Annotated in this window: 13 protein-coding genes; 6 read left to right on the top strand and 7 right to left on the bottom strand. The window is 59.6% G+C overall.

The genetic code is table 11. The features are described 5' to 3' along the window. Positions 1–152 precede the first annotated feature (152 nt). Entirely contained in the window at positions 153–497 is a 345-nt protein-coding gene (locus tag AC3WWR_RS04670) for a cupin domain-containing protein (RefSeq protein WP_007946320.1), read from the bottom strand. Between the two features lie 275 nt (positions 498–772). On the opposite strand from AC3WWR_RS04670, the gene kynB reads away from it, so the two are divergent. Both kynB and kynA read left to right on the top strand, forming a co-directional pair. Beyond that, the gene (gene kynB / locus AC3WWR_RS04675; RefSeq protein WP_020796463.1) at positions 773–1438 is read left to right on the top strand and encodes an arylformamidase; all 666 of its coding nucleotides are present in this window, start codon (positions 773–775) and stop codon (positions 1436–1438) included. Further along, complete coding sequence (gene kynA / locus AC3WWR_RS04680; RefSeq protein WP_020796464.1) at positions 1435–2289, top strand: tryptophan 2,3-dioxygenase; 855 nt, start codon at positions 1435–1437, stop codon at positions 2287–2289. Before kynB ends, kynA begins: the two co-directional genes overlap by 4 nt. Before the next feature lie 180 nt (positions 2290–2469). Here kynA and AC3WWR_RS04685 read toward each other — a convergent pair whose 3' ends face one another. From AC3WWR_RS04685 to antA, 4 genes are read right to left on the bottom strand one after another with little or no spacing between them, the layout of a single operon-like run. Then, a complete protein-coding gene (locus tag AC3WWR_RS04685; protein WP_020796466.1) occupies positions 2470–3873 on the bottom strand; it encodes an amino acid permease in 1404 nt (467 codons plus the stop codon). A gap of 43 nt (positions 3874–3916) precedes the next feature. After that, complete coding sequence (gene antC / locus AC3WWR_RS04690; protein WP_020796467.1) at positions 3917–4936, bottom strand: anthranilate 1,2-dioxygenase electron transfer component AntC; 1020 nt, start codon at positions 4934–4936, stop codon at positions 3917–3919. Positions 4937–4954: 18 nt separating this feature from the next. Then, positions 4955–5446, bottom strand: coding sequence for an anthranilate 1,2-dioxygenase small subunit (gene antB, locus AC3WWR_RS04695; protein WP_151140448.1), 492 nt, complete (start codon positions 5444–5446; stop codon positions 4955–4957). A gap of 2 nt (positions 5447–5448) precedes the next feature. Continuing rightward, positions 5449–6837, bottom strand: coding sequence for an anthranilate 1,2-dioxygenase large subunit (antA, locus tag AC3WWR_RS04700; protein WP_020796469.1), 1389 nt, complete (start codon positions 6835–6837; stop codon positions 5449–5451). 377 nt (positions 6838–7214) lie between these two features. On the opposite strand from antA, the gene AC3WWR_RS04705 reads away from it, so the two are divergent. Beyond that, complete coding sequence (locus AC3WWR_RS04705) at positions 7215–8228, top strand: AraC family transcriptional regulator (RefSeq protein WP_020796470.1); 1014 nt, start codon at positions 7215–7217, stop codon at positions 8226–8228. 12 nt (positions 8229–8240) lie between these two features. Here the strand turns inward: AC3WWR_RS04705 and AC3WWR_RS04710 are convergent, their stop codons facing one another. Further along, the gene (locus AC3WWR_RS04710; protein WP_020796471.1) at positions 8241–8714 is read right to left on the bottom strand and encodes an Lrp/AsnC family transcriptional regulator; all 474 of its coding nucleotides are present in this window, start codon (positions 8712–8714) and stop codon (positions 8241–8243) included. 174 nt (positions 8715–8888) lie between these two features. On the opposite strand from AC3WWR_RS04710, the gene kynU reads away from it, so the two are divergent. From kynU to AC3WWR_RS04725, 3 genes are all read left to right on the top strand, one after another. Then, on the top strand, positions 8889–10139 hold the full coding sequence (kynU, locus tag AC3WWR_RS04715) for a kynureninase (protein WP_033043613.1): 1251 nt from the start codon (positions 8889–8891) through the stop codon (positions 10137–10139). 103 nt (positions 10140–10242) lie between these two features. After that, the gene (locus tag AC3WWR_RS04720) at positions 10243–11556 is read left to right on the top strand and encodes an OprD family porin (RefSeq protein ID WP_432668977.1); all 1314 of its coding nucleotides are present in this window, start codon (positions 10243–10245) and stop codon (positions 11554–11556) included. An 86-nt stretch (positions 11557–11642) separates the two neighbouring features. Continuing rightward, positions 11643–13082: an amino acid permease gene (locus AC3WWR_RS04725; RefSeq protein WP_151140450.1), complete on the top strand. Its 1440-nt coding sequence runs from the start codon at positions 11643–11645 to the stop codon at positions 13080–13082. Here AC3WWR_RS04725 and AC3WWR_RS04730 read toward each other — a convergent pair. After that, positions 13023–13907 carry a LysR substrate-binding domain-containing protein gene (locus AC3WWR_RS04730; protein ID WP_042955301.1) on the bottom strand — a complete coding sequence of 295 codons (885 nt, stop codon included), beginning with the start codon at positions 13905–13907 and terminating at the stop codon, positions 13023–13025. The two genes, AC3WWR_RS04725 and AC3WWR_RS04730, sit on opposite strands and share 60 nt — an antisense overlap. Positions 13908–13996: the final 89 nt, after the last annotated feature.

A 13996-nucleotide genomic window follows, 5' to 3' on the forward strand; every position in this document is an offset into this window, starting at 1 on the left:
TGCTCGCGATGGTCGTTAACGATGACGCGTGTTTCCTGGGTTCACGCGGCGCTCTTGAGTCCATCGCGAGCATGCTCACTCCTACAGGTATTGCATGTGCGCATCGACATTGACCGGGAAATCACGTCGGGTGATTTCCCGGTTTTTTTGCATCAGGCAAACACGAAGTACTTGCGCACGGTTTCCACCACTTCCCAGGTGCCTTTCATCCCCGGCTCAATGACGAAAATGTCTCCGGCGCGCAGGTGGATCGGCTCTTTTCCTTCCGGGGTGATGATGCAGTACCCCTCGCGGAAGTCGCAGTATTCCCACTTCACATATTCCACGTACCACTTGCCTGGCGTGCAGATCCAGGTGCCCATGATCTTGCTGCCATCTTCGCTGGTGTAGGCGTTGAGGTTGACGGTGTGCGGGTCGCCTTCGAGTTTTTCCCATTTGCAGGCGTCGAGTACGGGCAGCGGATGGGTGTCGCGAAGAACGGTAATCGGTGCGGTCATGATGACTCCGGCGTTGGGGGAGAGCTGAAGACGCACCCTATAGGGCCTGCCGGGGGATCAGTTGTCTGTACTCGACATCGAGGTATCCAGAAACGCAGCGACCCTCACCCGCTTGACGGCTGAAAGCGCCTGCAAGCCCATTGAAATTTCCACTCGATAAACCGCCGATATCTGGCAGTTTGTGCGAAAGCCCCAGGCTTTTTCGAATCTTTTTGCAAGAACATGCACAGGTATCGCTCGTATCATTCACTTCGGAAAAGGCCGAGAGCTGTGCAATGAAAAAAACAATGTCGTGGTGGGACATCAGCCCGCCCTTGAGTACCGCAACACCGACCTGGCCGGGAGATACGCCGTTTCAGGAAGAACGCGTCTGGACACTGGGGCCTGAATGCCCGGTGAATGTCGGGCGCATCACGCTGTCGCCGCACACCGGCGCCCATGTCGACGCGCCATTGCACTACAGCGAGGACGGCGCGGCCATCGGCGACGTGTCCCTCGATGTGTATATCGGGCCTTGCCGGGTGCTGCATTGCCTTGGCAGCGGCGCACTGGTGCAACCCGGACAACTGCAAGGTCGTTTGGACAATTTGCCCGAACGCGTCCTGCTGCGGACCTATCAACACGCGCCGCTGGCCACCTGGGACCCCGAATTCACGGCGGTCGCCAAAGACACCGTCGACCTGCTCGCCAGTCTCGGCGTGCGCCTGATCGGCATCGATACGCCATCGCTGGACCCGCAGCAATCCAAGACCATGGATTCGCACAACGCCGTGGCGCGTCACGGCATGGCCATTCTCGAAGGCATCGTGCTAGATGACGTACCGGAAGGGGATTACGAGTTGATCGCGCTGCCGCTGCGCTTTGCCAACCTCGACGCCAGCCCGGTCAGGGCTATCTTGCGTCCACTGAATTCCACGCCACATGAGGAGCCTGCTCAATGAGCCAATGTCCGTATTCGCCTGCCAGTCAGACAGAGGAATGGCATAACGCCGAGCTGAATTTTTCCGACTCCATGAGCTACGGCGACTACCTGGACCTGGGGCGTATTCTCAGTGCCCAGCACCCCTTGTCGCCGGACCATAACGAGATGCTGTTCATCATCCAGCACCAGACCTCTGAGCTGTGGATGAAGCTGATGCTGCACGAGCTCAAGGCTGCCCGCGAACACGTGCGGCTGGGAGAGTTACCGCCGGCCTTCAAGATGCTGGCGCGGGTTTCGCGGATCTTTGATCAGCTGGTGCATGCGTGGACAGTACTGGCCACCATGACACCTACCGAGTACCACGCGATCCGGCCTTTCCTGGGACAGTCGTCGGGCTTCCAGTCGTTTCAGTACCGTGAAATCGAATTCATCCTGGGCAACAAGAGCGCGACGCTTTTGCGCCCCCACGCCCATCGCCCGGAGTTGCTGCAGGAACTCGAAAAAGCCATCGCCACACCCTCGCTGTATGACGAAGCTATTCGCTTGATGGCCAGCGCTGGCCTTGCGATTGATCCTCAGCGTTTCGAGCGCGACCCGACGAGCCCGACGCAACATGACGCCTCGGTCGAAGCGGCGTGGCGTGTGGTCTACAAGGATCCGTCGCGTTATTGGGATCTCTACCAACTGGCCGAGAAATTCATCGATCTCGAAGACTCGTTCCGCCAGTGGCGCTTCCGCCATGTCACCACGGTCGAGCGGATCATTGGCTTTCAACCAGGCACTGGCGGCACCGAAGGGGTGGGTTACCTGCGCAAGATGCTCGATACCGTGCTGTTCCCGGAGTTGTGGCGGGTGCGTTCGACCCTGTGATCTGACGTTTACATCCCTGTAGGAGCGAGCATGCTCGCGATCGAGGCCAACGATAACGCGGGAAACCTGACACCCCGCGACGCTCTCAGGTTCATCGCGAGCAGGCTCGCTCCTACAGGGGACGCGCATGAAAAAGCCCCGGCATTCATTGAATGCCGGGGCTTTTTGTTGGGCTAAGGATTATTGCGCGACAGGCAAGCTGCGATCCCGCGCCACACGCATCCGGTAGAACCCGTAGATGATCAACACCCACACCGGGATAGCAATGACAGACGCGCGTATGCCCGGGATCATCCACATCACACAGATGATCATGGCCATGAACGCCAGGCACAGGTAGTTGCTGTAAGGAAACCAGAACGACTTGAAGCTCGGCACGATGCCTTGCTGGCCCATGATTTTGCGAAACTTCAGGTGGGTCAGGCTGATCAGCGTCCAGTTGATCATCAACGAGGCGACTACCAGGGCGAACAGCAATTCCAGCGCCTCATGGGGCGCCAGGTAGTTGACCAGCACGGAGAGCATGGTGATCAGCGCCGAGATGCCCAGCGCCCGCAGTGGCACGCCCTGTTTGTTCAGTTTCATCAGCGATTTCGGTGCATCGCCCTGTTCGGCCAGGCCGTAGAGCATGCGGCTGTTGCAATAAACGCCGCTGTTGTAGACCGAGAGCGCCGCGGTGAGCACCACGAAGTTGAGGATGTGCGCGGCGGTATCGCTGCCGATCAACGAGAAGATCTGGACGAACGGGCTGCCGCTGTAGGCATCGCCGGACGCGCCAAGGGTCTGCAGCAGTTGATCCCAAGGGTACAACGACAGCAGCACGGTGAGTGCGCCGACGTAGAAGATCAACACGCGATAAACCACCTGGTTGATCGCCTTGGGAATCACCTTCCTCGGTTCGCTGGCTTCAGCGGCCGTGATGCCGACGAGTTCCAGGCCACCGAAGGAGAACATGATGAACGCCATCGACATCAGCAGGCCGGTGGTGCCGTTGGGGAAGAAACCGCCGTGGCTCCACAGGTTACTGACCGATGCCTGTGGGCCACCGGTGCCGCTGAACAGCATGTAGCAGCCCAGGACGATCATGCCGATGATGGCCACGACCTTGATGATCGCGAACCAGAACTCCATCTCGCCGAAGACTTTGACGTTCATCGTGTTGATCAGGTTGACCAGGACGAAGAACACCGCGGCGCTGACCCAGGTCGGGATTTCCGGCCACCAGAACTGCACGTACTTGCCCACGGCCGTCAGCTCGGCCATGCCCACCAGCACGTACAGCACCCAGTAATTCCAGCCCGAAAGGAAACCGGCAAAACCGTTCCAGTATTTGTGGGCGAAGTGACTGAACGAACCGGCTACCGGCTCCTCGACAATCATCTCGCCCAACTGGCGCATGATCAGGAAGGCGATGAATCCGGCAATCGCATAACCGAGGATCATCGACGGGCCGGCCGACTTGAGTACCCCTGCAGAGCCGAGGAACAGCCCGGTACCAATCGCCCCGCCCAGGGCGATCAGTTGAATATGTCGATTTTTCAACCCTCGCTTGAGCGTTCCCTGTTGCAAGATTTCATCCGCCATCTCGTTCCCTTCTGGTTATTGTTGTCAGGCCTGGTTTGAAAGATCAGATATTACTCTCGGTGAACTTTTCGTAATACAGGTGAACGCTGTCCAGCGCCTGGGCCTGCAACCAGTCTTTGATCGATTCGACCATCGGCGGCGGCCCGCAGACGTACATGTCGACCGGCGCGTCGCGCAGTTCACTGAGGTCGAAATGCTCGGCAATGTAGCCGCGCTTACCTGTCCACTGTGGCGATGGATCGCTGACCACTTCGGTGTAGCGAAACCCCGCAAGGCGTTCGGCATAAGCCTCGATCCGTGCCCGTTCGCACAGGTCGGCAGCGTCGCGCACGCCGTAGTACAGGTGCACCGGCTGCGTGCAACCGCGCTCGGCGAGGTCGTCGAGCATGCCCAGCAGTGCCGACAGCCCGGTTCCGCCCGCCACCAGGATCAGTGGTTTGGCCACATGCCGCAGATAGAACGCACCCAGCGGTGCCTCGAGCATGATTTCGTCGCCCACCCGGCAGCGTTCCCGGATGTAGTTGCTCATCACGCCGTCGGGTAGCAGGCGAATCAGGAACTGCAGTTGATTGTGCTCACTCGGCCGATTGGCAAACGAGTAGGAGCGCTTGCTTTCAGTCCCCGGAATCAACAGCCGGGCGTATTGCCCCGGCAGAAAATCCAGTGGGTTTGTCGTACCGAGATCCAGGTGCAGGATCGCGGTGCTGGCCGAAATTTGCCTGACGTCCGTCACCGTTGCGCTCAGTTGTTCCGGGCCCGAGGCATTGCACAGGCTGGAAGCGAAGTCGAAATAAAACGCCGCATCGGACTTCACCCGGGTCTGGCAGGTGAGCATCTTGCGCTGCTGCAGGTCCAGGCTCGAGAGCGCCTCCTCGTCCACATAATCCTGGCTGTAGTCACCCGATTCGCAGCGACCCTGGCACGTACCGCAGACGCCTTCGCGGCAATCCAGAGGAATATTGATGCCGTTGCGCAGGGCGGCGTCGAGCAGGATTTCGTTGGGTTGTACGGGAAAGAACAGGGTCTTGCCGTCGGCAAAGCTGAACGCCACTTTGTGATTCATGCCTCGATCTCCTTGGATTCAGAGGTGGTAGAAGTCCAGTACCGAGTTGATGGTGTCGTTGAGCAAGAGCACATGCTTGCGGCTGATCAGCCAACTGTCGGCGTGGGGCTTGAGCCGGTAGGTTGCGCGTCCATAGAACTGCTCGGAGGTGGCCAGGCGATAGAACAGCGTGTGCCAGTTCAGGCGCACCTCCAATTCACCGTTTTCCAGTTCACTGATCCGCACGTTGTTGATCAGGTGCAAGGTGCGCGGCATCGGTGTCGAGGAGGCGGACTTGCCCGTGCGCAGGCGGAACACACGGTCTTCCAGGCCTGAACGGTTGGGGTAGTAGATCAGCGACATCTCGCGCTTGGGGTCGCGGGTGTAGACGTGTTCCGAGTCCCATTGCGGCAGGTGGAACTCACTTTGCTCGTCGAACAGCTTGATGTAGGCGTCCCAGTCCTGGGCATCGCACAGTTCGGATTTGCGGTAGAAAAACTGTTCGATCTGGTACTGCAATTGCGCATTCATCATTACACCTCACGGAGTTTCAGGGATTTCGCGTCCAGGCCATCGAGCAGGAATTTCTGCCAGTTGCTGTGCTGGTTGACGTAGAGCCCTTCGTGGGTGAACTCGGTGCCGGTCATGGCCGGGGCGATGCCGATCGACTCGCTGTTGGGCGTGGCCCCGGTGGCCCAGCGGTGACTGCCGCGGGAAATATCGCTCCAGCGCTCCAGGCGAGCCTGGAAACCGCGCTGGGCTTCACGGAATTCCACCAGGTCGTCGGGTGTACCCAGGCCCGACACGTTGAAGAAATCCTCGAACTGGCGAATGCGGTTTTCGCGGTCGGCGTCCGACTCGTTTTTCACCCCCAGGCACTGGCTGATGATCTCGGTCTTGTTCCAGGCCACCGGCCGGATGATGCGCAGTTGCGAGCTGATCTGATCGAGGAAAAACAGGCTCGGGTAGATGTTCAGGTTGCGCAGGCGATGCATCATCCATTCAGCCTTTTCCTGGCCGTGTTCTTCGATCAGGCGCGGCATGATGGTCGCGTAGCCGGAACGCACGGACGGGTTCGGCATGTCGCTGAAGAGCACGCTGTGGCCATTGTTGAACGCGAACCAGCCGTCATCGGTGTTGGCGTCGCCAGCACCGAGCTTGCTGTAGTCCAGGGTGCTGGCGCTGCTGGTGCCGTTCTCGCTGTTGACCTGCTGGCGATGCTGCACCGTGGCCACGTAGTTATAGTGGACCGTGCTGACGTGATAGCCGTCGAGGCCGTTCTCGTTCTGCAGTTTCCAGTTGCCGTCGTAGGTGTAGGCCGACTTGCCGGGCAACACTTCCAGCTCACCGGTTGGCGATTGGGCGACCATCATGTCGAAGAACACCTTGGCATCGCCGAGGAAGTCTTCGAGGCTGTTGTCGGCGTGTACGTCGAGGCTGATGAACACGAAACCCTTGTAGCTCTCGATGCGCGCCTTTTTCAGACCGCGCGTGGCCTTGTCGAAGCCTTCCGGATACTCGCCCGGCGCCTTGACCTTCACCAGGCGCCCGTCGCTTTTGTAGCACCAGGCATGGAACGGGCAGGTGAAGGTCGACTGATTGCCCTTGCCAACGCGGGTCAGGGTCGTGCCGCGATGCTGGCAGGCGTTGATCAATGCGTTGAGCTGGCCGTCGCCATCGCGGGTAATGATCATCGGCTGGCGACCGGCGCGCATCGTGACGAAGTCGTGGTTATTGGCCAGTTCGCTTTCGTGGCAGGCGTAGATCCAGTTTTTCTCGAAGATCAGTTCCATCTCCAGATCGAACAACTGCGGCTCGGTAAAGATGTCCCTGGCGATGCGGAACACGCCTTCTGCCGGACGGAAGTCCAGGCAGCCCTGGATAAACGCTTTCCACTGCTCGACGTTTTTTTCGCCACTCATGGGTGTGCACCTGTTTTTTATTGGGGCTAATCGGTGTGCTCATTAGAGGGAGTGGGGCGGGTGGGGGTCTATCCGGTTTGTGGGCGAAGGCAGTCCGTAAAATTTGTGGGGTAACACCCACTCGGTATCAAACTGGGCAGCGACTACCCAGAAGGCGCACCAAACGATGAACGGCTGCACCTGTCTGCAGCAATCAGGTACTGTTTTGCGCAACGTCGAGTGCCTGTTGGGACACGTTTACCGGCTACGTTATCCACATAGTCGAGGATTGCTATCCACTCAGTTGGCGCTGGCGTTTTGTGGCCTGGAACTTGCGTTTTCCACGCCTGAGACGCGCCGTCAGAGCGCGCTGGAAAATAGCCCGTGGGTGCACCGTGATGAACAGCAAAACCGATCCGCAGAGTCGCGACATTCGTGTCGACAGCGACGACCTCGAGGCCGCAAGAAGCTGGATGTCCGGTATTTGCGGGCCGCACCGGCTCGTGACCACGACGCCCGAGCGGATCCGCTTCCATCACAGTGCCAACACGTTCAAGTCGATGGCCACGACGCTGGGCACCATCGAATACGGCACCGATGTCACCATCGATATCGAGGATCCCGAGCGCTTCAGCAGCTACAGCCTGAGCCTGCCCCTGGTGGGCGAACAGGAGTTGAGCAAGAACGGCAGCGTGGTGAAATCCGACCGCGATCAGGGGGTGATCATTTCCCCCAATGAAAACCAGCTGCTGGCGATTTCCGGCGACTGCCGCAAAGTCCAGGTGGTGATCACCCGCGCCGCCATGAGCGAGTCCCTGGAAGGCTTGCTGCAGCGACCGCTGGATGCGCCGCTGCGTTTCGAACCGGTGATGGATGCGGTCGATGGCGCGTCGGCTTCATGGTGGCGCATGGCGCGCTATTTCATCGCTGAGCTGGAGCGCAGTAGCGAACTCTACGAGCAAGTGGCCTTCACCCGGGACATTGAAAGTTCGCTGATCAAAGGCTTGATCCTCGCCCAGCCGAACAACTATTCAGAAGAGCTGCGCCAGGTGCTGGGCGTTAAATTACCGCACTACCTGATCCGGGCGCGGCAATACATTCACGACAATGCTCGCGAGGCTTTGCACCTGGAGGACATCGAAGCGGCTGCCGGGGTTTCACGCTTCAAGCTGTTTGAAGCGTTCAAGAAGTACTTCGCATTGTCGCCGATGGTCTACCTGAAGAAGTACCGCTTGAACGGCGTGCGCCAGGAGCTGCTTGAGCACGGCTCGGCACGCAATATTTCCGCGATCGCCATGGGCTGGGGGTTCACGCACCTGGGGCGCTTTTCCGCCGAATACCGCAAGCTGTTCGACGAATCCCCGAGCATGACCTTGCAGCGCAATGAAGCCCGGCGCCTGCGCGGCTTCTGAGCGATCCGTTCCTTACTTGCGCACCACCAGGTCCAACAGCGATTCACGCTCCTTGATCTTCTGCAGGACGATTTCCGAGCGGATGTCAGTCACCCCCGCCGTGCGGTTCAAGTGGTTGACGATGAAGTCGGAGAAGTGTTTGAGATTACGCGCCTGGACCCGCAGCACGTAGTTGCTCGCTCCCGTAATCACATACGCGGTGACCACTTCCGGCCACGACTGGACCTTCTTGATAAATGTCTCGTGCCAATCCTCGACGTCCTGTCGCAATGACACATGGACGATGGCTTCCAGTTCGATCCCCAGCCGTTCGGCATTTAACACCGCGCGATAGCCGCTGATGATTCCCTCGCTTTCCAACAGGCGCAACCTTCGTAGACAGGCCGACGGCGACAGGGCGACTTTCTCTGCCAGTTCCTGATTGCTGATGCGACCATCCTGTTGCAATTGATGGAGGATTCGCAGGTCTGTCGAGTCGAGATTCATGGCTGGCGTAAATCCGCGTTTATGGGTGTTGGATTCGAATTTTATGCGAAATAACTACCTGGTAGCCGCTTAGTTTGCACGAAAATTCTCCAAGGCATCGTTCATTATTTCTCCACGAAAAGGGGCCGACAACGCCTGCATAAACGCTACGACCTTCAAAGAACAGGACACCCGATGACAACAAGAAACGATTGCCTGGCGCGTGATGCCCAGGACACTCTCGCGCCGCTACGCCAGCAATTTGCGCTACCCGACGGTGTGATTTATCTCGATGGCAATTCCCTGGGCGCACGCCCGGTCGCGGCATTGGCGCGTGCTCAGGAAGTGATTGCCCAAGAGTGGGGCAATGGCCTGATCCGCAGCTGGAACACTGCCGGTTGGCGCGATTTGTCCGAGCGTTTGGGTAATCGCCTGGCCGGGTTGATCGGCGCCCGTGCCGGTGAAGTGGTGGTGACCGACACGACCTCGATCAACCTGTTCAAGGTGCTCAGTGCCGCGCTGCGGGTGCAAGCCACAAGGTCGCCAGCGCGACGGGTGATTGTCACCGAAAGCAGCAATTTCCCCACCGACCTGTACATCGCCGAAGGCCTGGCCGACATGCTGCAGCAGGGTTACACCTTGCGCCTTGTTGATAGCCCTGAAGAGTTGCCACAAGCGATTGACCAGGACACGGCGGTGGTGATGCTCACCCACGTCAACTACAAGACCGGCTACATGCACGACATGCAAGCGCTGACCGCGCTGACCCATGAGTGCGGGGCACTGGCCATCTGGGATCTGGCGCATTCCGCTGGCGCGGTGCCGGTCGACTTGCATCAGGCGGGCGCCGACTACGCCATCGGCTGCACCTACAAATACCTCAATGGCGGTCCGGGTTCGCAGGCGTTCGTCTGGGTCTCGCCGCCGTTGTGCGATCTGGTGCCGCAGCCGCTGGCGGGGTGGTTCGGTCACTCGCGGCAGTTCGCCATGGAGTCGCGTTACGAGCCGAGCAGCGGCATCGCCCGTTACTTGTGCGGTACCCAGCCGATCACGTCGCTGGCGATGGTCGAGTGCGGGCTGGATGTGTTCGCCCAGACCGACATGGCCAGCTTGCGCCGCAAATCTTTGGCGCTGACGGACTTGTTCATCGAATTGGTCGAGCAGCGTTGCTCGGCTCACGAACTGAAATTGATCACGCCGCGTGAGCACGCCAAGCGTGGCAGTCACGTGAGCTTCGAACACCCCGAAGGCTATGCAGTGATCCAGGCCCTGATCGACCGGGGCGTGATCGGCGACTACCGCGAGCCGCGCATCATGCGTTTCGGTTTCACCCCGCTGTACACGACCTTCACCGAGGTCTGGGATGCAGTGCAGATCCTCGGCGAGATTCTCGATCAGAAAACCTGGGCGCAAGCGCAATTCCAGGTTCGCCACAGCGTCACCTGATACCTGCGTTGTCCAGGTCTTGCTGCCAGGTTTCCTGGCGGCAGGGCTTCGCCTGCGATCGATCAACTGTTCTGTGCAAACACAATAATAAGGAGCACGCAGAATGAGACTGTCCCCCTGGCCCGCCTTGTCGCTCGCCATCGGCAGTTGCCTCGGGCAAATGGCCTATGCCGCCGCCGACAATGGATTCGTCGAAGGCAGCAGCCTGACCCTGACCAACCGTAACTTCTTTTTCTATCGCAATAACCTCAACAACCCTGGCGGCCAGAATTATCGGGATGAATGGGCCCACGGGATCATGCTCGATTACCGCTCCGGCTACACCCAGGGAACGGTGGGGTTCGGGGTCGATGCGTACGCGCAGTTGGGTCTCAAACTCGACAGCGGCAAGGGGCGCACCGGCACCGGTTTGCTGCCGGTCGATTCCGATGGTCGCCCCGAGGATGAGTACTCCGAAGCGGGTGGCGCGGTGAAGGCGCGGGTATCGCAGACCGAACTCAAGTACGGCAACCTGACCCCGCTAAACCCGGTGTTCGGCACCGGCAATGCGCGACTGTTCACCAGTGTTGCCACGGGCTTCCAGCTGACCAGCCAAGAACTCAAGGCCTTGCAACTGGACATCGGTCATTTCACCGCCGGCAACGACAGTAACTCGACCAATGCCGATGGCGCGCTGAAAGCGCTGTACGCTGGCGTGGAAACCCGCAGTGTCGATTATCTGGGCGGTAGTTATGCCCTGAGCGATCAACTGAGCATCAGCCTCTACGGCTCGCAGTTCACCGATATCTGGCGGCAGTACTACGCCAACGGCAACTACACCTTTGCCCTGAGTGAAGGCCAGTCGCTGAACCTGGATTTCAACATCTACCGCACCAACGATGATGGTCAGAGCCTGGCCGGAAAAATCGACAACACCACCTGGTCGCTGGCCACCGGCTATAAGTTCGGTGCCCATCGATTGACCCTGGCGTATCAACAAGTCGATGGCAACGAGCCGTTCGATTACCTGGGTTTCGATCAACAGCCAGGCACTTCGATTTTCCTCGCCAACTCGATTCAGGTGCTCGACTTCAATGCCCCCAACGAGCGCTCATGGCAACTGCGTTATGACCTGGACATGGCGGCGTTCGGCGTGCCGGGGCTGAGCTTCATGTCCCGTTACGTCAGCGGTGACCATATCGACGACAGCCATTACGACGGTGGTCCCAACGGCGCCTACGGACGCTACGGCGATGACGGCAAGCGCTGGGAACGCGACATCGAGGCGCGCTACGTCGTGCAGTCGGGCAAGGCGCGGGACCTGACGGTGCGGGTGCGTCAGGCCAGTGTGCGTTCCACCGCGCAAGTGGCGCGGGCCGATACCACGGACAACAACGAAGTGCGCGTCATCATCGAATATCCACTGAGTATTTTCTGATCCGTGTCCTGCTGTGCGTGGCTGATCCCCACCGGTAAAAACCAAGACGTGCTCTTCAAGAAAGACAATATTCAGAGGACATAAAAATGACCGATAACACCGGTTTTGAAACGATATCCAACCGTGAACAGGGTCTGCGGCGTCAGCTGACGTCCGGGCAAATGAGCATGATCGCCATTGGTGGCGCGATCGGCACCGGGCTGTTCATGGGCAGCGCCTACGCGATCGGCTATGCCGGGCCGAGCGTGCTGCTCAGCTACGCCATCGGCGCGATCATCACGCTGTTGTTGATGGGCTGCCTGGCGGAAATGACCGTGGCCCATTCGACCTCCGGTTCGTTCGGTGCTTACGCCGAATTCTATGTCAGCCCCTTGGCCGGGTTCCTGGTGCGCTATGCCTATTGGGCGGCGATCGTGCTGGCGGTCGGTACGGAAGTAACGGCGGTGGCGATGTACATGAAGTACTGGTTTGCCAACGTGCCGGAGTGGGTGTGGATCGTCTCGTTTTCCAGTGTGCTGATCGTGCTCAACGCAATCAGCGTGAAGACATTCGGCACGTTCGAGTACTGGTTCTCGACCATCAAGATCGGCGCGATCGTCGGCTTCATCATTCTCGCGGTGTACGTGGTGTTCGGTTCCGGCAACCCGGAATACGGCGTGCACAATTACACCGCCCACGGCGGTTTTTTCCCCAATGGCCTGCAAGGCATGTGGGTCGCGGTCATCGTGTCGATCTTCAGTTACCTGAGCGTGGAGATGATCGCCGTGGCCGCCGGTGAGGCGCAGGACCCGGAGCAAGCGGTGAAGAAAGCCTTTCGCGCGACCATCGTGCGCCTGGTGGTGTTCTACCTGCTGACCCTCGCTCTGATGCTGGCGATTGTGCCGTGGGTCCAGGCCGGTCATGCGCAAAGCCCGTTCGTCACGGTCATGCAAGCCATCGGCATTCCCGGCGCCACCGGAGTGATGAATTTCGTCATCCTGATCGCCGCGCTCTCGGCGATGAACAGCCAGTTGTACATCACCACGCGCATGATGTTCAGCCTGTCCCGTGGCGGCTACGCCCCCAAGTCCATGGGCAAGTTGAGCAAGAGCGGGATTCCACTGAACGCCCTGTTGTTGTCGAGCTCGGGCATTGCCCTGGCGACCTTGCTCAACATCCTGTACCCGGAAAGTTCGTTCACCTTGATGATGGCGATCTCCATGTTCGGCGCCATCTTCACCTGGTTCATGATCTTCCTGACGCACTACTGTTTCCGTCGTTATCACCAGCGCCACGGCGAGCGAAAACTGTCGTTTCGCATGCGCCTGTTCCCCTACAGCACCTGGTTGGGGTTGGTACTGATGGGCGCGGTGATGATCACCACCTACTTCACCGAAGCCTTCAAGATGACCCTGGTGTTCGGTGTGCCGTTCCTGTTGTTGCTGACCGTTGTCTACGGCGTGTTTTTCAGGAAGCCCAAACCGGTCTCACTCAATGAGCAACGCCTCGAGCAGCGCCCTGGCATAACCGGGCAGGCCAGTGAATGATCGCGCGCACAGCAGCAGTTTTCGCTGTGCCCAGTCTTCGTTCAACGAGAAGCTTTTGAGCGGTTGATCCAGTGCCCGGCGCTGGATCGCCGCCAGCGGCACAATCGCCAGCCCGGCGCCGCGGGCAACCATGCGAATCACCCCGTCGAAACCCTCCGCACGGATGCGGATCTGCATGCGCATACCTGCGTGCAACGCCTGTTCTTCGAGGTACACCGCGAGTGCACTATTAGCGGCCAACCCCACATAGTCGTGCTGCAAGGTATCGCTGAAAGTCGGCGGTTCGCTGTCGGCCAGCGGATGGCTGGGCGGCATGATTAGCACCAGCGGGTCGTCGCGAAAGGGCAGGGTTTCGAGGGCGTGGGTGTCCACCGCGTCGGAGACGATGCCAAGGTCGGCGGCACCCTGGCGCAACGCGTGGGTGATGCGCGTGCTGGGCAATTCCTGCAGGTCGATGTCGAGGTTGGGATGCTCGCGCAGGAAGTCGGCGAGCAACTCCGGCAGGTATTCGGTGATGGCCGTGGTGTTGCACAACAACCGCACCTGGCCTTTGACGCCTTTGGCATATTCGGCCAAGTCCTGCTGCATGCGTTCGGCCTGTTGCAGCAGGACCCGCGCGTGTTGCGCGAGAGCCTTGCCGGCAGGCGTCGGGGTAACGCCGCGACGGCCGCGCTGCAGGAACTCAGTGCCGAGTGATGCTTCCATTGCACGGATTCGCGCGCTCGCGGCGGCCAGGGAAAGATGGCTACGCGCCGCGCCGGCGGTGATGTTGCCGGTGTCGAGGATGTTCAGGTAGAGGCGCAGGTCGGTCAGGTCGAAGTGCATACAGGATCCAGGAGATCGTTCCCACGCTCTGCGTGGGAATGCCTCACCGGACGCTCCGCGTCCGCTTTGGCATGTGACGCGGAGCGTCA

The organism is Pseudomonas sp. EB271-G4-1 (assembly GCF_058791355.1).

Bases quoted from the DNA above. Each gene is read 5' to 3' on its own strand.
- AC3WWR_RS04670 (WP_007946320.1), bottom strand. From the start codon at position 497: ATGACCGCACCGATTACCGTTCTTCGCGACACCCATCCGCTGCCCGTA.
- kynB (WP_020796463.1), top strand. From the start codon at position 773: ATGAAAAAAACAATGTCGTGGTGGGACATCAGCCCGCCCTTGAGTACC.
- kynA (WP_020796464.1), top strand. From the start codon at position 1,435: ATGAGCCAATGTCCGTATTCGCCTGCCAGTCAGACAGAGGAATGGCAT.
- AC3WWR_RS04685 (WP_020796466.1), bottom strand. From the start codon at position 3,873: ATGGCGGATGAAATCTTGCAACAGGGAACGCTCAAGCGAGGGTTGAAA.
- antC (WP_020796467.1), bottom strand. From the start codon at position 4,936: ATGAATCACAAAGTGGCGTTCAGCTTTGCCGACGGCAAGACCCTGTTC.
- antB (WP_151140448.1), bottom strand. From the start codon at position 5,446: ATGAATGCGCAATTGCAGTACCAGATCGAACAGTTTTTCTACCGCAAA.
- antA (WP_020796469.1), bottom strand. From the start codon at position 6,837: ATGAGTGGCGAAAAAAACGTCGAGCAGTGGAAAGCGTTTATCCAGGGC.
- AC3WWR_RS04705 (WP_020796470.1), top strand. From the start codon at position 7,215: ATGAACAGCAAAACCGATCCGCAGAGTCGCGACATTCGTGTCGACAGC.
- AC3WWR_RS04710 (WP_020796471.1), bottom strand. From the start codon at position 8,714: ATGAATCTCGACTCGACAGACCTGCGAATCCTCCATCAATTGCAACAG.
- kynU (WP_033043613.1), top strand. From the start codon at position 8,889: ATGACAACAAGAAACGATTGCCTGGCGCGTGATGCCCAGGACACTCTC.
- AC3WWR_RS04720 (WP_432668977.1), top strand. From the start codon at position 10,243: ATGAGACTGTCCCCCTGGCCCGCCTTGTCGCTCGCCATCGGCAGTTGC.
- AC3WWR_RS04725 (WP_151140450.1), top strand. From the start codon at position 11,643: ATGACCGATAACACCGGTTTTGAAACGATATCCAACCGTGAACAGGGT.
- AC3WWR_RS04730 (WP_042955301.1), bottom strand. From the start codon at position 13,907: ATGCACTTCGACCTGACCGACCTGCGCCTCTACCTGAACATCCTCGAC.